The 19800-nt window shown below is 40.7% G+C and carries 14 protein-coding genes and 1 pseudogene; 1 reads left to right on the top strand and 14 read right to left on the bottom strand.

The annotated features are described in order from the left end of the window. Positions 1-5: 5 nt before the first annotated feature. Positions 6-5036, bottom strand: coding sequence for an alpha-2-macroglobulin family protein (locus V2H77_RS23315; RefSeq protein WP_341500663.1), 5031 nt, complete (start codon positions 5034-5036; stop codon positions 6-8). A gap of 46 nt (positions 5037-5082) precedes the next feature. Here V2H77_RS23315 and V2H77_RS23310 point away from each other — a divergent pair, with 46 nt between their 5' ends. Beyond that, complete coding sequence (locus tag V2H77_RS23310) at positions 5083-5205, top strand: hypothetical protein (RefSeq protein ID WP_265378374.1); 123 nt, start codon at positions 5083-5085, stop codon at positions 5203-5205. A 1311-nt stretch (positions 5206-6516) separates the two neighbouring features. Here the strand turns inward: V2H77_RS23310 and V2H77_RS23305 are convergent. The 13 genes and pseudogenes from V2H77_RS23305 to aepX all read right to left on the bottom strand — a co-directional run bounded on the left by V2H77_RS23305 (position 6517) and on the right by aepX (position 19732). After that, positions 6517-7320, bottom strand: coding sequence for an MBL fold metallo-hydrolase (locus V2H77_RS23305; protein WP_341500662.1), 804 nt, complete (start codon positions 7318-7320; stop codon positions 6517-6519). A gap of 785 nt (positions 7321-8105) precedes the next feature. Continuing rightward, a pseudogene (locus tag V2H77_RS23300) lies at positions 8106-8560 on the bottom strand (RNA-guided endonuclease InsQ/TnpB family protein); the annotation flags it as partial. A gap of 47 nt (positions 8561-8607) precedes the next feature. Then, the gene (locus V2H77_RS23295; protein WP_265378376.1) at positions 8608-9618 is read right to left on the bottom strand and encodes a hypothetical protein; all 1011 of its coding nucleotides are present in this window, start codon (positions 9616-9618) and stop codon (positions 8608-8610) included. After that, on the bottom strand, positions 9611-10849 hold the full coding sequence (locus V2H77_RS23290; RefSeq protein ID WP_341500661.1) for an MFS transporter: 1239 nt from the start codon (positions 10847-10849) through the stop codon (positions 9611-9613). Before V2H77_RS23290 ends, V2H77_RS23295 begins: the two co-directional genes overlap by 8 nt. Continuing rightward, entirely contained in the window at positions 10846-11979 is a 1134-nt protein-coding gene (locus V2H77_RS23285) for a hypothetical protein (RefSeq protein ID WP_341500660.1), read from the bottom strand. The genes V2H77_RS23290 and V2H77_RS23285 overlap by 4 nt, the downstream gene beginning before the upstream one ends. Next, complete coding sequence (locus V2H77_RS23280) at positions 11979-13145, bottom strand: ATP-grasp domain-containing protein (RefSeq protein WP_265378379.1); 1167 nt, start codon at positions 13143-13145, stop codon at positions 11979-11981. The genes V2H77_RS23285 and V2H77_RS23280 overlap by 1 nt, the downstream gene beginning before the upstream one ends. Further along, positions 13142-13603 carry a GNAT family N-acetyltransferase gene (locus tag V2H77_RS23275; protein WP_265378380.1) on the bottom strand — a complete coding sequence of 154 codons (462 nt, stop codon included), beginning with the start codon at positions 13601-13603 and terminating at the stop codon, positions 13142-13144. The genes V2H77_RS23280 and V2H77_RS23275 overlap by 4 nt, the downstream gene beginning before the upstream one ends. Then, positions 13603-14388 (bottom strand): class I SAM-dependent methyltransferase, encoded by a 786-nt coding sequence (locus V2H77_RS23270; RefSeq protein WP_265378381.1) that lies wholly within the window; start codon positions 14386-14388, stop codon positions 13603-13605. The genes V2H77_RS23275 and V2H77_RS23270 overlap by 1 nt, the downstream gene beginning before the upstream one ends. 11 nt (positions 14389-14399) lie before the next feature. Then, positions 14400-14942, bottom strand: coding sequence for a LeuD/DmdB family oxidoreductase small subunit (locus V2H77_RS23265; protein WP_341500659.1), 543 nt, complete (start codon positions 14940-14942; stop codon positions 14400-14402). Further along, complete coding sequence (locus V2H77_RS23260) at positions 14935-16176, bottom strand: 3-isopropylmalate dehydratase large subunit (protein ID WP_341500658.1); 1242 nt, start codon at positions 16174-16176, stop codon at positions 14935-14937. The genes V2H77_RS23265 and V2H77_RS23260 overlap by 8 nt, the downstream gene beginning before the upstream one ends. Continuing rightward, positions 16173-17309 carry a homocitrate synthase/isopropylmalate synthase family protein gene (locus V2H77_RS23255; RefSeq protein WP_265378384.1) on the bottom strand — a complete coding sequence of 379 codons (1137 nt, stop codon included), beginning with the start codon at positions 17307-17309 and terminating at the stop codon, positions 16173-16175. Before V2H77_RS23255 ends, V2H77_RS23260 begins: the two co-directional genes overlap by 4 nt. A gap of 36 nt (positions 17310-17345) precedes the next feature. Then, positions 17346-18680, bottom strand: a complete 1335-nt coding sequence (locus V2H77_RS23250; protein ID WP_265378385.1) for an LLM class flavin-dependent oxidoreductase — start codon at positions 18678-18680, stop codon at positions 17346-17348. A gap of 188 nt (positions 18681-18868) precedes the next feature. After that, a complete protein-coding gene (aepX, locus tag V2H77_RS23245; protein ID WP_265378386.1) occupies positions 18869-19732 on the bottom strand; it encodes a phosphoenolpyruvate mutase in 864 nt (287 codons plus the stop codon). Positions 19733-19800 lie beyond the last annotated feature (68 nt).

Below are 19800 nucleotides of genomic sequence, written 5' to 3'. Positions count from 1 at the left end.
CAAATTTAGCGGACAACTTCCAGTTTTTCAGGCGTAGAACCAACTGCACGCCAGTAAGGCACATACATAGATTCCACCTGTGGCGCAGGAATTGTGTAGATTCCTGGCGTTACCGCGCGAGCCAGATAGAGCAACGTCACTGGCTGAGATGGATCAACCGCGACTGCCGCCACATATCGATCATCACGATATTCAATATGACGAATCGTCGCCTGCTGCATATCGCCAATCAACTCCTGAAGATTAGCGGCGCTCTCACTCAACTTGGCACTACTGTTAGCCAAATTCTGATTTTCCAGCTCCAAACCGGCGGGCAATAAATCAACAATCAAAGCATCCTGTACAGGTTTATCTGAACTCACCACCAGCTTCACAACCACCATTTCACCGCTTTTCAGATGGTCAATGGAAATCGGATTACCCTGCATATCCAGATAGCTACGCTGAATTTTCAGCACATTAGCGTAAGGTTTCGGAGAGCGCAGTGGGTAGCCCACCACATTCACTCGTGAATAGAGCGTGCTGTCACCAAGGTTACTGATACTCACACCTTGCTGAATATCCTGTGGAGACAGCATCTCACTATAGGGTTTGTCCCTACCTATTATTGAAGTCCGCTGATTAATCACAGCCTTCCACGGTTGCGCCGAGGTATCAATAAAGAAACGTCCCGCCAGATAGAGTGAATTACTCTCCTGAGTTGAGAAATAATTGCGGGATGTCAATTCATCAGACAGCGCCAGCAATTTTTCGTCACGTTCCTTTATCAGCATATTATTTTCAGTCAACAGAGCAACAATCATTGCGTTGTCACGGATGGCGCTACCGTAATCACCTAAATCTAAATCATCATTACGGTTTTTACTGATCCCCAAACGAACCGCTTCATCTGCTCGGGGGTTATCCCCCATCAGTTTCAATGCAACGCCCAGTTGTACCAGTGACAAACCATTGCCGGCTTGCTGACGGCGTTCATAAACTTGCCTCAAAGCGCCCAATGGCGCTTGCTGTTGATTGGCAAGCACTAAACCAGCATAAGCCTGAACCGAGAATCGCATTGCTTCCTGATTCTGGCTGTAGGGATAGGTAATAACACTCTTATCCTGTAAATAACGCAACAGGCGATTATTGGCAGAAGTCAACACCTCTTTCGGTACGCTGTAGCCTCGTTGACTTGCACGGAATAGAAAATCGGCGGCATAGGCCGTTAACCAATACTCTTCATCACCGGTTTTATCCCATAAAGCAAAGCTACCGTCATGACGCTGCATACTCAACAGGTGAATAATTCCCTCATCAATGCTTGCCCGGCGTTTATTATCATCTTCCGCCATGACCCCCAAACTATTTAGCTCTGATTTGTTCGAATAAAGTGACGGGTAAAGCCCACTGATTGTCTGTTCAAGGCAGCCATACGGATAGGCGTACAATTCACGAATATAGCGTGAAATCTGTAACGGCGGACGGCTGCTCAGTAACAACTGCCCCTCGGCTCCTTCTGGTGATAAACCCGATAAGGCATCTGACGGCAACTGCCAGTCCTCTCCCGGATGAATCACATTAGCGAACAGAACAGTTTCCGCTGGCTGTGCCGGACGCACGCCAATCTGCCAACTATTTTTATACTGTTTCAGATTCTCACCGGGTAAATTCAGACCATCAACCGTCAGGGAAATCTCTCCTTGACCAACACCACGCTGCGCCGTGACCGGAATATCGACCGTGGTACGTTTACCTTTTTCCAGTATTATCTCTTTGCTCGCCTCCCCTTCTAACTTAATCAGGTCATTAGCGGCAAAGTTCAAGATCAAGTCTTGTCTCTGTTCAGTTAAATTAGTTAAATCCAACGACAACAATGCACTATCACCATCGGCCATAAAGCGAGGTAATGCCATCTGTGCAACCACCGGCGCAGCAACGACAACTTTACTTTCACCGCGACCGAACTCATCTTCACTCCACGCTTGAGCCATCAGTCTCAATTCACCATTGAAATCAGGAATTGGCAAAATGATCTGCCCTTCCCCATTCTCATCCAATGTCACTGGCTGTGCTTGTTCAGCGATAATCTTAACTTCGGTTAATGGTTTCCTACCGCCACGATCAAGGGCGCTATCATCACCATCACCGCCAAAACGCAGATTCGCCAGCCGACCTTCACCTTCAATCAACTGACCATATACATCATATTGATCAACACTGTAGCGCTTACGACCAAAGAAGGCCTCATAGGGGTCCGGGGTTTTGAAATTCGTGACATTCAATACTCCCGTATCAACCGCAGAAAGCAGCACATTAACCTGCTTGGGTAATTTCCGCCCTTGCTGTGGCGTCGCCTTGACTTTAACGGTTAAATTCTGATTCGGCCGCATTTTTTCCGGTGCGGATAATGTCAAATCCAGCTTACGATTTTCATCAACTAACGGCAGATGCAACACGCCAATGGCCCGTTTCGGCGTTGCCTGACGGGATTTATCCTCTGGCCGTACTACCACAGCGGTTAAATAAAGGTCATGACGACGCCACTCTTTATTTACCGGCACTTCCACATCCAAACCTTGTACTGGCACATCAATTTTTTGCCACCAAAGCGGCCCTTCGCTGGATTCCACCAACAGATAACCTTTACCGGCCTGTGGCGCGACCATATGCAGTTTTATCTTCTCACCTACTTGATAAGCGGGTTTATCCAGAGATAACTTCACCTGATCAGGACGAACAGCCCCTGTGCCGCCGGTATTGTCCTGCCATGAGTAACCAGCCCAGAAATTAACGCTGGTCACTAATTGATTTTCTGGATTAACCACTTCAACACGGTACGACCCCCAATCAACCGGGAAACTGACCTTTGCGGTACCATCTTGAGCAATCTGAATATGTTCATCCGCCATCACCAAATCTTTCTGGTCATAGCCTGATTGCCAACCTTCATCATCCGACCAACGCCAATAATAGTCACGGCGTTCATAAACCAGACGGGCAGTTAAATCTTTTGCAGGATATTTTTTTCCATTGGCATCGGCATACACCACCGCAAATTGCGCCAGTGAATTTTCATCCACATTGTAACGGCTTTGGTAACGACCTATGCGATAGTCATAAACCTCCTTCTGATTAAACAGCGGACGAATACCAACCAACTTTTCTGTCGGCCAAATGGCCTGTTCAACCCGACGAGTCACCGGACGGCCACCCGATTCAAGCAAACTGGCCTGTACAATCACATTTACCGGCGAAGAGACTGAACCCCAGTTATCGGCACTGACATTAAGCGCGGCTTTACCGCCATCATCTAAAACCAAGTCAAACTCATCCAATGTGCGGCTAAGATTGTCCTCCGTAGCCGCGCCAAACTCATAGCCGGGCAATTTTGCTACCGCATTACGAGCCGGACGTAAGAATAATTGCCCTTGCAGACGATTATATGCAGCAGGCGCGCCATACAGATAACGGCCTTTAATCGCGAAATCCACGTTGTGGTTTTTCATCACCGGTTGCGACTCACTGCTAATCTCCAGCGCCAGACGCTCCGGCATAAAATCTTCTACATTAAACTTGTAATAACGAGGTTTATTATCGCCCAGATCAAAACGTAACGACCAAAGCCCGGTAGCCGCTGACTGAGGGATCGCATAGTGATACTGATACAACCCATTATCAGGTTGCCAGACAAAACTACGAACAACCTGACCATCGGTTTTCAATACATCCACTTTAACTGGCTGACTTTTTATTGCGCGGCCATCGCCATCACGCAACAAGCCATTGACAATCAACGTCTCACCTGGACGATAGAGATCACGAGGCCCGAAAACAAAAAACTGTTTGCTGTATCCTTGCGGGCCGGAGATATCAAATTCAGACAGATCCAATGCCGGCGAGACCAAATCAATCATACTGGTTTGCTGGTCACGCGTAGCCAGCAATAGTTTTGCTTTCGCATTTTTCTCTAAGCTGACGTGTCCATCATCGTCCGTTGTTGCCTTCGACAATAACTGCCCTTTCTCATCCAACAGGCGTATTTCCACCCCTTTCAGGCTGCTACCTTGCGCCAAAGATTGGGTAAACACATCCATCTTATCCAGATAGCTGTGCATAGAAACACCAATGTCGCTTAAGGTAAACATTGTTGCTGGATTAGTGTCGGTGTATTTACCCGCTTGTTGCATCACCGCCAGATAAACGCCATCTTTCTGTAACTCTTTAATATTATTTAATGGCAGCAATAATTTTTCGCGAGTATTCAGTGTTGGATTCAAATCGAAACGGCCGGTATACACCAGTTCCGCACCTTTGAGCACCTCTTCAGATTCCCAAGAACCCATATTGTTGCGATATTGCCACTGTGCAATAAAAGCGGGTAATTCCGCCTCTTTTATCCTGAAAAAATTAACATCGACACGATTAACATTCAGAGCCAATACAGGCAAACCTTGAGCAACCTTACTGGGCAACAAAGAACCTTTGCTGGCGAAACCGACAGACGGAGAAATCGTCGTGGTCGTCAGGTTTTTCTCATAAGCCGTTTCGAGTTGACGATCATTGATACCTTTAACGCCCTTATCTACGGTCAACTGCAACTCACGAGATGGCGGCAAATGGCGCAAACGCAGCTCCATCATGTTATCTGACAGTTCCCACGCCCCATCAAGTTTACCCTCCTTGACATCCACTAAACGGACATTCTGCGCAAAATCCTGATTCGGATCTAAAGGAACAGAAAATGTCACCACCATTGCACTAGCGCCATCAAGCTGAACTTCAGAAGCATCCAAAATCTTCACGGGTTTACCGGCATAACGTTTTGCTAATTCAGCCAGTGATGCTGCGTCTTTCTGTTTTACTGATCTTGGTGGAATATTTGATTGTTGAGGTGCTTTTTCGCTTTGAATTTCTGAGGACTGTGATTGAGCAGATTGATTACTATCAGTGCTATCAGACTGGTCACAACCAGAAAGCATCAACAAAGAAGCCAAAATCACTGCCAAATAACGCTTGTTTTTTCCTGGTCGTTGCCAGAATTGACCTTGATTCATAACCATAACCTCTGTCTTAACTCCAACCAACTAGTGGCAGGATTTAATGAATAACTTTATACCCGTTATCTTTCAAGTTGCCTCTTTGTTGGCTGCACTCGCTCACCCCGGTCACATAGTTCGCTATGCTCCCGGGGATTCACTCCCTTGCCGTCGCGATGCATCTTGAAATCCATAGGGTATATATACCCGTTATCTTTCAAGTTGCTTCTTTGTTGGCTGCACTCGCTCACCCCGGTCACATAGTTATCTATGCGCCCGGGGATTCATTCCCTTGCCGTCGCGATGCATCTTGAAATCCATAGGGTATATATTGGATTCAAACCAAACGGACATAATCAACTATATACCTATCGATCAACTATATACCTATCGAAACTACATACCCATTGATCAACGACATACCGCCTATTTATACAGGCAACATACAAACATTGGGTTTATATAATAGCCTGTTATTTTAATGAATTAAACATCACCAAGACGATAAATAAATCTAAATTTATCGATTCAATTTTTCATTAAGAACTCTATGTAATTAGTAAAAACATTTTTCGTCATTTTCCTCAATGACCGGAGATAGCCCTTTACTAAACGACCTATTCGATAATTTACAAGCAGTAAAATAATATAAAATCGACCGTTAAAACAAATTTAATAAAACAGGAAACTGTCATTATCGAATTAAATATATTCGGCCCCAATATACTGTTACTTTTCCTGACAAAGTATGGCAATAGGATTGTATACCAAACAATATCGATGATTATTTCATAGTTTATTACTATTATTTACATCCTTTATGAATTAATTACTTTAATCAAGAAAATCAATAAGCAATCTTAACAACGGTATATTTAACCATTTATTTAATTCATTATTAACAACGATCTAAATTAATCATTATCTCAATTATATGACAGCAAAAAACAAAAAAATACAAATAAAAAAGTTAAACACATTTAATATTTTATACAAAAATCACCATTAATTAACCAATATTATCAACCACCTATTCAATTTAATTAAAACTCATTTCCTAAAAATTATCACCATACCTAACCTTCAACTCCAGACTTAACTACAAAATAAATCCGGCAATAGAGAATATATAAAAACAACTCTCAAAATATAGAAATATAACAAATCACCCCAACAGAATTATAAAATCAAACTTAACAAAATAGACATTAAATAAAATCACAATATATTGATATAGGGTGCCACTTTCTTATCAAAAGTGGCAATAATTGTTTTTGTGAAACACTGACTATACAAATTTCTTTCTATAAAATATGAATAAAATCCTCTATGATGAAAAAATGCAATAAAAAGCGTGAATAAATTTAGCAATAAAAATATTAACCTATCGTTATTATAATCCCAATTATTTAAAACAGAAAAAAGCACTAACCCCAACGCTATCGCAAATGGGGCAATAACTCGATGAACATCCATTTTCTTAATAACTTTCATTATGTTATTCAACTAACAATACTTGCCCTGTTTTCAGTTGTTTGACATTCGGTAACCAAAGTCTTCCCCAGCTACCAGTACAATGACATCCATAAACTTGTTTTATATCTTCTTTTATGAAAAATTCTCTAATCTTCAATAACTCTGTCGGTAACGCTCTCCTTAAATGCAATCCGCCTATTACCGCATATACTTTGTCTACACCAGTAATCATTTTAGCGTGGTTAATAATTTCACAAATACCAGAATGACCACAACCAATGATAATCACCAGTCCATTATCGCTCTTCCAAATTAATGCACTATCATCAAGTATATAGTCATTAGCCCAAGAGCTTTTTCTAATTAACCCATAGGACTTTCGATGATTGTTTGCTATTTCGCCTGAGAAAATAAATCGATCGCTTATTTTCATATGCGATTTCGTTAAGCGAAAAAAAACTCGCTTCTTAACTCTTTTATTAATTTTACCCGATATTTTCTTGAACTTTAACACACTCTTTTTATTGAACATAACACCATAATATTTCTCACTTAATGCATCAGGATGACATATTAATTTAGCATTATGCGGAAAATAGTTAACACCGCCTATATGGTCAGAATGCCCATGAGAGATAACAATTTTGGATATATCATCAATCGATATTCCCATCCTATTCGCATTCTCGATATAGCTACCATCTGGACCGGTATCAAAAATTATCTTCTCTTCACCATCCTCAAGTAAAAGACTCAAACCAGGCTTGGCTATCAAATATGAATCAGATGTTTTATTTTCCAGGAGTACAGTTATTTTTAATGACATGGCATATCCATTAGTTTTGTTGACGTAATACTTCTATTAAACGATACGGGTAACAATAGCATTGACATACATCAATAAAATAATGAAAAGCCATTATATCGTCACATTTTTATAAGTAGATCACAAATTACCGCCCCTCTGATAACCGTTAATTTTTCAACATAAAATGATTATCTCTCTATCATATTTATTGTCTTGCAATATTAACATGAAAATATTATCCCTTACTGTACAACATATTTTTAAAGCCAAGAAAAATATATTATTAAAAAATAAAATTCAACGATAGGTTATTCAGACAATTTAATTAGATTTACTATACTAATACCTAATTCAGTTGACAATGCTTAATTTAAAATATCACTATCAAGCCAGTAATTGACTTACATGACCACTCTCATTTTATCTATATCATAAGATAAAAATATAATATATTTATCAGATATAATTTGACTTCACATTACATAAAAAATATTTAAATAGAATAATCAATAATTATAGAAACATCATATATCGTTATAAACATAACCTACCTATTTATATCCAACCATTATTAACACCTTTATTAATACGATAACAAAAATATATTATTTTTATGTAAAAATAGAATTAATATATTTTAAAATAATTTATATAAACATTTATCCCTACCTTGTAAATAAATTTAACTCAATAAATTAACACAGTAAATATTAAGCATTCTCTATATTCGACTATATAAATTTAGCAGCAAAATTAATCCCTCCATTGACATCCTCTCCCATCCTCGCATTTCGTAACTCAGGCGGAGGGACGGTAAGGACCTGACCACTCCGCCAGCGTTGTTTGTATTCAAGCTGACGGCGCATTTCATACCAACCCTGATCCAATATCGCGCGATTTAATTCAGATTTTGCCCTGACGTGGCTCCCGAGTTGTTCAACCATCCCCGCCGCTGACTTTAACAAATTTTTGACCTTTAAGCCCTCAATGACGATTACGGCATAGTTTTTGTTAATATTCGTGGTGACTTTATGAAAGTAGTCTTTGCGGATATTGGCGATACAGGCGTGTATGCTCTGGACTTTACGTTTCTGCTTTTGCCAGTTGCGGCTAAATTTTACTTTAGGCTTAACCGGCGCTAAAGTGTCGTCAGTTTCTTCTGACAAGATTTAAAACTGTTTATCGGCTCGAAAACTATACCATCAGACAGTATGGCGAGCTTCTCCACACCGGCATCCAGTCCCACAATCAGCGTGGAGAGATATTTCCCGTTCTTACTACCCGCCTAAGTATGTAGTAACAGATCTATGAAGTTACATAAAGCTGATGTTCGGTTATTGCCATTGCAAGACTGTATTCAATATCTGCCATCTGAATTTGGCGTAATGTTTTCTGTTTAGGCCGATAAGGTAACAGATATTCCTGACACTGTGGAAAAGTAAGATATTGTGGTATCGGGCAAGGCATTGTGGTTTTTTCATTAATTATGATGACACTATCAATAATATCCGGCCAATACCTCTGCATCTTTATTCCCCCGACGATTGCAGTCGGAGCTAACGGAAATAATAGTGATATATTTGTATAATTATCATAAACATATGCATTTTCCCACTGATGTGTATCTTCAAGCTGATATTCATTAAGTTTTCGGCTTTGTGCATGAGTTAATAAATTCAATAACCAAGGGTGTATACTAGGTTGCTGTCTGGCAAGTGTCTGCATCAATAAGATCAATATATCCAATGGGAGATAAAGGGTTCTGCCGGCAAGAGAAAATCCCGATAACTGTTCCTGAAAAGCCTGCAAAATAATATATGAGAGAGCCAGATTATCGGCATATTGCGCTAATTGTATTCCCTGCCAAAAAACAGGGGGATAATACTGTTTATCTGACAATAAAGGAGGTTGGCTGGCAATAATATAATGCTTTTTCTTTTTATTACGACTGAATATAGATTGTTTTATTAATACTCCTTCCTCATTGAGATACCACCAAGAATAAGGGCGCCAGCCAAGATCACTAAAATTTGTGTGAGTCAACACAACCCGGAGATGAAAAACTTCATGATCTTCCTTTTGTTTGTCGGTAACGAATTTGCTGACACCAGCGCGTGGAAAAAAGATATTAGGACTGGCATGAGGTAAAGTGACAAATATTTTTTCCGCACGGAGAAAACGTTTCAATGTTATCTCATTCCAACCTAATAAAGACCATATTTTATGTGATAATGTATCCGGAAGGGTTGGAAAAAGCAGAGACTTTTTATTATTTATTTGTGAAATAACTAACCGACGATAAGTTATATTATTCATGTTTTTTTATTCCTTTATCAAGTAAATCTCTCTGAGATAAATACCATTGCAAAGAAAATAATAATAAGATACCAACCATCAGGTAATAAGTGGTTCTCAGAGAAAAGAGTGATAATAATGCCCCAGCACTTAATGAAAACGTTATCTTAGACAATGATGCAATGGATGTTCTTAGCATAATAAATTTGCCGACATCCTGTTTTTCAGGTACCTGATTACATTTCACTTGAATACATATAATATGACAGGTGATAAACAGTGTTGTACAAAATAACAAAGCCGCTACAAGATATTTATTCTCTGTTCCAGCCATTAATACAATTATGATTGCACTGATTAACAGCGCATGATTAAGAATAAATTTTTCTCCGACTATTTTTCGCGACAGAAGTAACCCAGAGATAAACCCCGCTATCATACAGCTAATATTGAGTGACGCATAAAAATTCGCTCCCGATTCAGTAAGAGTATCAGCTAGTGGTGGTAAAGAGGTATTAATAAATTGAAATGTACCACTGGAAGGAATGGAAAATAATAATATTTTTCTTAATTCCTGTCGGCTAAATACATGAACGAGATACGCTTTATCCAGTAGTTTTTTCTGTTTTTTATCGGCATGAACTGTTGTTGGTATCACTGATAAAGTAAAAGAAGTAAAAAAGCCGGTCGCTATTGTACTGGCGGCATAAAAAAAACCAGCAATAAATAAGCCTGTATTACCAGCATCCAATGTGAGAAATACCCCTCCCAATGCAGCACCCAATGTTTGTGAAATCTGAATATTTGATGCCGAAATTTGCAACATTTTACTGCCATCCTCCGGCGTAAAATTATCCCGGACAATACGGTTAACCGACGTTTTATTGAACATCTTCACTAGAGATAAAATACTTTGTACAGTTACAACTGCCAGCATAAGTAGTGTAGATTGTGTTGCTGAAAATAAAAAAAACAGCGGCAGGCAGAGTGCTGACAGAGTGAGGATGCCATTACTGACAGTGAGTTGCCGGGTAGGGTTTTTAGTATCAGCAAATGAAAGAAGAAAAAAACCCATAATTGCGGACGGAAGATACCCTGCTATTATCGTGAGACTGACAGCTAACGGACTGTGTGTGATTTGGAAAACCAACCAGAGAATAATCACACTTTGCATCCCCTCAGCTAAGGCAGAAAAAGCCGTATAGGTTTGAAACCCTATAAATTTTTTCCGCAATAACTGTTGATTCTTCATTGTACTTCTCTCTTAACATGCGTTGATGGGGAAGATTCTGACAATTGATTAATCAAATTATGAAATTCAGCCAGACTTTGACATGAGGCGAATGCCAAATAGTGAAAATCATGAGCACCAGTACGTGTCATTTTATGGCGTGTTTTTTCTAATTCCGATACAGCAACAACATTTGGTAAACATAATAAATCTGATGCGCTGTGTCCCTCTGGATAAACACCAATAACCCCAGAATAACCATGATAATCCTGTGATGGTATATTATTAATTGGACGCAGTAACTGGCTGTTAACAAAAGCCTGCCATAAATCTACTCCAGTAAAACGCAATAGTGATTCAGCAACGCCAACTCCCGGTGGCCGTAGGCCAATTTCACCAAAAATTAATCGTTCACCCCGTCTGTAAACTTCCATATGAAAAACGCCTTGTTTTAGCGCTAACTTGGCAATGGCTCGTTGAGCCATAGAATAGGCTATTGAAAACATTGAGTGGGATGAAGGTAAGTGAATACTTGCCCTTGTTTGACCTCTGGCACTGAGGATAGGAAGGCTGTAACAAGAAAGGCAGGCTACAGAGATCTCAGACAAATTGACGATACCGTCAAGATGGAATTCTTCTTCTATATCTATCTCTTCCTCAATCAACATTAATGTATCTAGATAAGTAAGTTTTTGATACAGCTGATCGACGGTTAGACGTTCAACATTCTGGCATGAAGAACTAGACAGCGGCTTAATAATAAAATGGGTGGCTGCTCCTTGAGTGCATTGTGCAAAATTGTTGTAGAAATGACCTGAAAGCCAACACCTTGGGGCAGGTAATTCATCTTCAAGACATTTACGCATACGCCATTTATTGGTTACACATAACGCCTGTTCATAATTTAAGCCTGGCAATCCATAGCGACTACGGAGAAATCCGGCAAATGCCATGTTACTTTCTGAACTTGCAACCACATAATGAAAAGGTGTCTGATTCATTATGTTATCTATTTTTGCCAGCGTTTCCTCCTGTGGAGCAAAGTACACCTGCGGTTCAGAAACACGAATATAATCAATATCCTGATGTTGATTAATCGATTGTTCTAACATTGTTTTGTGAGTATCCAGAATAAGGGCTCGTTCAAACATTATCGTGCTCCCGTAAATGCAATAAGTTTGTTGACATTTTCTACTAGTATGTGGTGATCCTTATGCGTGATAATCGCGTAGCCAGCACGACCATAAATGCCTTGAGATTGCATCTGTGTATCTTCTGTCCAATCCAGTTCAACCAAATCAAAATTCTGGTAAAAGTCCTGTTTTGTCAGTGAAACACCGTCAAAAGCACGTAATAGCACAACAGCAAAAAGCTGAGAAGGATATTCAGGCAGGTGGTGTTCATAAGGTAGCCCCAAAGAAAGTGTGGCATGAGCACTATATAGATCGACACTGTAGCTCAGTTTTATTATTTCAGGTAGCCGGGCACCAGCAGGTCTTAAAGCACATTCACTAAAAAATACCCCTTCCTCATTTTTAAAAAATTCAAGATGGAATACCCCGTTAGCGGCATTTAAATGTTCCAAAATACGTGGACAAAACTGATCAATTTGTTGGTAAATATCTGGAAAATCTTGACGTGACAGTATTTGTAAAGCCAGTGTTTTTCCTTCATTACATTGCATCACAGGGGTAGCATATTGACTAATAGAAAACCAATGTAATTTACCTTCAGACCAAATCCCATCAACACAAAATTCAGCAGCAGTGATCTTATTTTCCGCAACGTAGGCCACATTACTTAGATTTTTCTCATACTGTTGGAAATAAGTTTCATACTCTGATCTTGAATTAATAGCAATAGTAGCAAAAGAACCCATGCCATTAGCTGGTTTTATAATGAAAGGGGTACCCAACTCAACAACCAATTGTGAATAATCGTCATCACGGGTTACATACCGGCAATAAGCATGAGGGACAAGGTATGCCAGCTTCTGTTTCTGTAAATATTTATCCCGAAAATATAAAGTATTACGATAATCTTTAGGGCCAGGTAATTGCAACATATCTCGTAATATTGCCGCCGTGAATACACCGTCTTCGTTGCCTGTAACAATACCTATAACTGTATGTAAGGAAAAGTTTAATACACACCGCAGAACTTCTTGTGCATCCTCCAGATTTTTAACCATATAGTATTTCGTGTCATTAAGGGCAGGTTTAACTCTTTCCACTATATGAATAATCTGATATCCCTGACGGGTTAAAGCTGTCGCAATACCTTCACGATATCCTAATACAATAACCGTATTATTCATTTATTTTCTCCTGATCGCCAGATATAGAGATCGTGTTCGTTGGTATTAAAATGGCCTAAATATTCAAATCCTCGTCGAGTAAAGAAATGAATATTCATCTCCAGTGAACGACGTAATGCAATAATAATAGGTAATTGCGCCTGCTGGACTGCCTCTTGGCAAATGATATTGAGTAATTTGCTGGCAATACCTCGGCACCTGAATGCCGGTAATACAGATAAATAACTGAACGTTAAATTATCGTCTTCTTGCTCAATTAATACAGCCGCAACAACCTGATTATCATATTTAGCAACTCTCCAATAAATTAACTTCTCCATAATACTGACGGGCGTTTCATTCAGTGCTGTCGGCATAAAATCAGCTACAAACGGCAGATAAACGTCTTGCAAGAGTGCTAATATTCCCTTGATATCTTTCTCAGTTGGTATAGAGAAACTGATCGCTATTTCTGACATTATTCATTTCCATAATTAACCTGCTTAACAACCATAAACAGTTGGCTTTCATATAAAATTGCCAATTTCCCCTCAAATTGATATTTATCCACCAGCATTTTTAATCTTCCGATAAATAATTCACCGTGGGCAGCTAAAGCACGTTGCACTTGAGTCGATGAACGACTCATCCCGATAAATGCTTCTCCGAGAATAGGCATACTCCAGCGGGTATTGAGTGTAATATGGAGGGCATTTTCATGCAGGAATGCAGAATTCAATTCCTGCGCATAATCAAAATCCCGATAGTGACGGCTATAGTTAGGGCTTAATTCTTCCAGCAGATTTTCATACTCATTCAGAAATTCACTATGCCGGTAATCTCGGTTATTTTGCAGAATCGCTATGATTCCGTTATCTGCCAGACTGTTTCTAACCAGATTTAATACCGTTGCCCGATCCATCCATTGAAAAGATTGGGCTGCCATGATCAGGTCAGGATTACCCACATTGGCTAAATGCTGTTCAGCACTGCTATGTAACCAACTGACCCACGGCAGTTTCTGTTTACCGGTGTCGATCATATCCTGCGAAATATCAATGGCAGTGTAGTGGTGTTGCTGACCAAGCAGATTTGCCAGCCCTTCGAGAGCAATGCCGGTTCCAGCACCAATATCGACAACAGACAGTGTCCTATCTTTAGGCAGCCAGTGGCAAATTTCACGGAAAAATGCCTGCGGGTAACGAGGGCGATAGCGATCATAACTTTTAGCCAAACCATCAAATTTTTCTTTATGCTGTGTCATATTATCCTCTGCTACTTCTCTTTGGGTGATGGGTCTTCAGGTAATTGACTAAAAATGTAATTGAGTCGTCCACCTGAGCGGACAACAGCCAACATTTGTTCAGATGGTGGATAAAAATCCGCTAATGACGTTTCAGCGATAAAACGGCCTTCGTTAATTAAGCATTCAACAACTAATCCTTCACGAAAACCTTCAATGTCGGCTTCAATCGCTAACAAGCCAAGATTCCATGCGTTGCGGAAAAAAATCCTCCCGAAAGCGGGAGCAACAACCATAGGTATACCTACTGCTAATAAAGTGCTCACCGCCTGTTCCCTTGAACTGCCAATACCAAAAATACCATTACAGACAATGATATCTCCGGGTTGAAGTGTAGAGACAAACTCAGGAAACCGGTTTTCAAATAGATGAGGAGCCAGTTGAGCTGGCTCGGTGTACATATGTTTATAACGCGCAGGAATAATATCGTCGGTAGAAATATCTCCCGTAATCATCCTGACACGTTGATTTTTGCTAAGATCCCTTTTTGCAAAATCGTTTTTTTGATCAATCATGCCATTCAAGCTCCGTAATCAGCGGCACTCTGCCATGTAATGCCACATTTGCTGCAACCAAAGGCGATGAAAGATAAATTTCCGCTTCAGAATTGCCCATACGCCCTTGAAAATTCCGGTTCATCGTTGAAAGAACCCTTTCCCCTTTGGCGGGAATGGTACCTTGTGTGCCAACACAAGCCCCACACCCGGGAGGAGTCACCAGAGCACCCGCAGAAACAATTTTTTCAATATAGCCACGTCGCATAGCTTCCAGATATACACGTTTTGAACCAAGCGTAACAATACAATGAACATCCTGATGTACGCAGTGCTTATCAAGGATTGCCGCTACTTCCGCAATATCTTCTAATCGGCTGTTGGTACAACTACCGATAAAGACATAATCTATCTTCTGCCCTGACAGCGTTTCCAGCGGTACCGCCTGAGCAGGGGAATGTGGCAGAGAGATATGCGGCGTCAGTTCTGACAGCGAAAATGTCAGATGATGATCAACAACCTCTGGATTGATAGGCCGCATATTGGCTGGCCTGCCTGGCCCATCCGGCATAAAAACACATTTGGCGCCAAGTTCAACACCCATACTGGCGAAACTGGCAGCAGAATCTAAGGAAAGTGTCTGGCTCCATTCCCCACATAGCTCTACTGAACGGTATAAAAAGGGGGATTGCCCGAAATGTCGCAGTAAAGCGAGCATCACATCTTTAGTCCGCGTAGCCGGATGGGGTTGACCGGAAATACTCAAACTGACTGTTTCCGGCACTTTCAGCCAAGTCTGCCCAGTCAGCATTGCTGCCAATACATCTGAAGCTCCCATGCCTAAGGCCAGTGACTGTACGGCCCCCCCTGTACAAGTATGAGAATCAGCTCCAATCACAATGTTGCCGGGTTGAAACCACTGCTCTTCCAAGGCAATTAAATGGCTGATACCTTCACCTCTGGTGAAAATATTGACACCAATCGATTTGGCAAATTCCATTGCTTCATTAACACGTTCAGCCATTAACTTATCGGGCACAATCACTGAATGGTCGAAGAAAAACCCAATTTTTTCCGGGTGCAGAACCCGTTTCAAATTATGCTGGCGAAAGAGTTTAGCGATAGTCGGTGAATTCCCATCCTGAACATAAATTCTATCGACATCAACAGTGATCAGCTCCTTAGCCACAACCCTAGGTTTCCGGCTGTGTTCAGCAATAATCTGATTAACGATAGGTTGTTCATGAATCATCATGCTGATGTTCCTTCTGCCTGCTGATAGAGTTCATGCAATACATGTATTGGGATCCCGCCGGGATATTCTCCGGCAACCTTTCGTACCAGCGCCAGGCAATATTCCAGCGCCTGTGGATCTGTCTTTATGCTATCTTCTTCTAACATATTTTGTAGGATAGCCCGACCGGAATGCTTGCCGACAACCAGACGACGCTGACCGCCAACCTGCTCAGGCTCAAAAGGTTCAAATGTTTTGCTATCTTTCAGCATCCCATTGACATGAATACCGGACTCATGGGCGAAAACATTATCACCAACAATAGGTTGCCAGGGAGAAATTGTATGTTTACTGGCCTGAGCGACTTTCTGAGAGAGGCGGGTAAGTTGTCGGGTATCAACACCGGTATCTATCTGATAGAAATGTTGCAGAGCCATTACCATCTGGGCTAAATCCGGCATTCCGGCTCGTTCCCCCATCGCATTAACACAGACATGGAAATAACGAGCCCCCGCTTCAAGACCCGCCAGCGTATTGGCTACAGCCAGCCCGAAGTCATTATGGCAGTGACACTGCAAATCAATGGCAGATGCCTGACGAACAGCAGAAACCCGCTGTGCATATTGCTGGCTATTCAGAATGCCTATAGTGTCTGAAAGACGTAAACGATCGGCACCAGCCCGCTCGACGGTAGCCGCATATTCTTGCAAAAAACTGATTTCTGTCCGGCCGACATCTTCGGCACTGATTGAGACAAAAGCATCTTTATCTTTAGCGAATTTGATCATATCGCTAGCAGTCGTTAACAACCAATATCTGTCTTTGCTCACACTGTGTTTAAGATGAATATTGGAAGTCGGAAGGCCAATATGTATCGCCTTAAATCCCAGAGAGAAAGTATATTTAATATCCTCCAGTACCCCCCGATTCCAGCCGATAATATTCACTTCATCCTTGCGTTCCAGCATCTCTTCTAATGCCAGAACTTCATCCCCTTTCATGGCTGGGATCCCAGCTTCTATCCACTTAACACCGGAGTCTACCAACAAATTAAAAATACTCACTTTTGTTTCTTTTGAAAATGCAACACCAGGAGCCTGCTCACCATCGCGTAGCGTTGTGTCTTCCAGAATAATATTCTGTTGAATAGTCATAGCGTCATAACCTTATTTTTTATTAATGAGTATTATTTAAACGTGAAATTTGCTGGGTGGTTTGGGAATATTCAGCTTTTCCCTTAATGTCCCTGATTTATAATCCGTTTTGAACACGCCCAGTTTTTGTAATTCAGGTACAACATGAGTCACAAATTCCTCCAGACATCCGGGCATATAAGGAGGCATAAGATTAAATCCGTCACAAGCTTTTTCCTGTAGCCACTGCACCATTTGCGCAGCAACTTGTTGGTAAGAACCAATAAAAATTAAATGGCCTCTGGCAATAATGATTTTTTCGTATAACTGTTTAATCGTTAAAGACTCTGATCTAGCCATCTTTTCAATAATCGCCCGACGACTTTGATTTCCATTAGAAACAGGAAGATCTGGTAGAGCTTGATTAATATCGTAGCCTGATAAATCAATATCACCGAGCAAATCAGATAACATGCTGAGACCAAATTCTGGGTGAATAAGTGCCTGCAAATCGTTAAATTTCTTTTTGGCGCTCTCTTCATCAGCGCCAATAAAAAAACATAGCCCCGGCATAATTAAAATATTGTTATAGTGCCTTTCATATTGACTGAGCCGGGATTTTAAATCGCTATAAAATGCTTTTGCTAAATTCATATCAGGCTGTGCAGTGAAAACTAATTCAGCCGTTCTGGCTGCCAGTTCTTTTCCCGGTTCTGAAGAACCAGCCTGTACAATAATGGGGTGCCCCTGAGGGGGATGAGAAATATTCAATGGCCCTTTTACGGAGAAATATTGCCCCTGAAAATTTAATTCATGACATTTTGATGGATCATAAAAAATACCACTCTGCTTATCACGTGGCAGAGCATCATCATCCCAGCTATCCCACAATCCAGTCACAATGTCCCAAGATTCAGCCGCCTGATGGTATCGTTCATCATGCTCAGGATGTTGAGCAAAACCGAAGTTTTTCGCTGCATGAGATTTAGACGAGGTCACCAGATTCCAGCCAGCGCGCCCACGGCTAATATGATCCAACGAAGCAAATTCACGAGCAATATTAAATGGATGTTTATAGGTGGTGGATGCGGTAGCAACCAAACCGATATGTTCAGTCACTATTGCCAATGCTGATAAGAGAGTCATGGGTTCGAATACAACTACCCGGCTGCCATAACCCCGCTGATCATCCTGAAAAACCGAAGGTGTATCAGAAAGAAAAATTAAATCGAGTAAACCTTTTTCCGCTATACGAGCCATATTCAGATAATGCCCGATATCTTGTGCAGCTTGTGGATTAACATCAGGGTGACGCCATGCAGCCGGGTGATGCCCAGTGCCATAAGTAAGATAAGCACCAAGCACGAGTTGTTTCTGGTTACTTTCCATCATATTTTCCTTTTATAATACCTATCGTCTTTCAAATTTCCTCTTTTCTTGCAGCAATCACCGTTTTTATAAACATACGGTCATCTATGCTCTCGGGAATTCGCTCTTTTGCCACCACGATGCAACTCGAAATCCAGAAGTTATATATGTGAGAATATATTTTTTGATAGAAAAATATTAAAACTCAGGCATCAAGAAGCATAAGGAATAAGATTGATGACTTCTTTTATACTTATGCAATCTTTCTCTACTTCTGCGGAACGCCCATACTTTAATATTTCGTGAGATACATGCTCCATTGCTTTATAAGCCGCTCTGAGCATATGGTTGGCATAAATAATAATATTAAAACCTGCTTCGCTCAGATCATTATGATAAGTTGCTGAATAAGTCGTTGGTACACATATCAGTGGTAATCTTGGATATTTCCTCCTGAATGACTGGCTAAAACCAATAACTTCATCAGACGTATTCTGGCAACTATGGATCATAATGCCATTAGCACCTGCTTTAACATAGGCATTGGCTCTCTCCAATGCATCTTCCATTCCGTAACCAGCAATTAAACTTTCCAGTCGTGCAAAAATCATTAATCGGCTCTTTTGTTGTGCAGCTTTACCTTTGGCTATTTTGTTACTGAATTCTTTAATATCAGCCAATTCCTGTTTAACGCTGGCGCCAAACAAAGAATTTCTTTTATTGCCCGTTTTATCTTCAATAATGACTGCATCAATACCTACCTGCTCCATTTTTCTGACATAATGGACAAAATGCTCAACCCGTCCGCCTGTGTCGGCATCCATAATAACCGGCATTTTAGTGAGTAATTTTATTTCATGAATATTTTGTAAACGACTATTAATATCCAATGTTTCATTATCAGGAATACCTTTAACAGCTGAGTCAGTTAAAGAACTTGACCAGATACCATCAAATTTATGGGTACAGCCATTATCATCTGTATAATTTGTATTTTTGATAATGAGTGCTGAAAGCGGATTATGTGCTTCAATAAAAGTAAGCGATTTCTTCTCTTTGAGTAATTTCTTCAACATAAAACAACCCCAGTTTAAAAACCAATCAGATCAAGACGCTATTTCAAATAGTTCAACGAGTATTATTG

Source organism: Photorhabdus sp. P32 (assembly GCF_038085095.1).
In the GTDB taxonomy this organism is placed as follows: Bacteria; Pseudomonadota; Gammaproteobacteria; order Enterobacterales; family Enterobacteriaceae; genus Photorhabdus; species Photorhabdus luminescens.
Note: the sequence above shows the minus strand (reverse complement) of the source record. Positions and strands in the feature narration are given on the sequence as shown.

Bases quoted from the DNA above. Each gene is read 5' to 3' on its own strand.
- V2H77_RS23315 (WP_341500663.1), bottom strand. From the start codon at position 5,036: ATGAATCAAGGTCAATTCTGGCAACGACCAGGAAAAAACAAGCGTTAT.
- V2H77_RS23310 (WP_265378374.1), top strand. From the start codon at position 5,083: ATGAATAACTTTATACCCGTTATCTTTCAAGTTGCCTCTTTGTTGGCT.
- V2H77_RS23305 (WP_341500662.1), bottom strand. From the start codon at position 7,320: ATGTCATTAAAAATAACTGTACTCCTGGAAAATAAAACATCTGATTCA.
- V2H77_RS23295 (WP_265378376.1), bottom strand. From the start codon at position 9,618: ATGAATAATATAACTTATCGTCGGTTAGTTATTTCACAAATAAATAAT.
- V2H77_RS23290 (WP_341500661.1), bottom strand. From the start codon at position 10,849: ATGAAGAATCAACAGTTATTGCGGAAAAAATTTATAGGGTTTCAAACC.
- V2H77_RS23285 (WP_341500660.1), bottom strand. From the start codon at position 11,979: ATGTTTGAACGAGCCCTTATTCTGGATACTCACAAAACAATGTTAGAA.
- V2H77_RS23280 (WP_265378379.1), bottom strand. From the start codon at position 13,145: ATGAATAATACGGTTATTGTATTAGGATATCGTGAAGGTATTGCGACA.
- V2H77_RS23275 (WP_265378380.1), bottom strand. From the start codon at position 13,603: ATGTCAGAAATAGCGATCAGTTTCTCTATACCAACTGAGAAAGATATC.
- V2H77_RS23270 (WP_265378381.1), bottom strand. From the start codon at position 14,388: ATGACACAGCATAAAGAAAAATTTGATGGTTTGGCTAAAAGTTATGAT.
- V2H77_RS23265 (WP_341500659.1), bottom strand. From the start codon at position 14,942: ATGATTGATCAAAAAAACGATTTTGCAAAAAGGGATCTTAGCAAAAAT.
- V2H77_RS23260 (WP_341500658.1), bottom strand. From the start codon at position 16,176: ATGATGATTCATGAACAACCTATCGTTAATCAGATTATTGCTGAACAC.
- V2H77_RS23255 (WP_265378384.1), bottom strand. From the start codon at position 17,309: ATGACTATTCAACAGAATATTATTCTGGAAGACACAACGCTACGCGAT.
- V2H77_RS23250 (WP_265378385.1), bottom strand. From the start codon at position 18,680: ATGATGGAAAGTAACCAGAAACAACTCGTGCTTGGTGCTTATCTTACT.
- aepX (WP_265378386.1), bottom strand. From the start codon at position 19,732: ATGTTGAAGAAATTACTCAAAGAGAAGAAATCGCTTACTTTTATTGAA.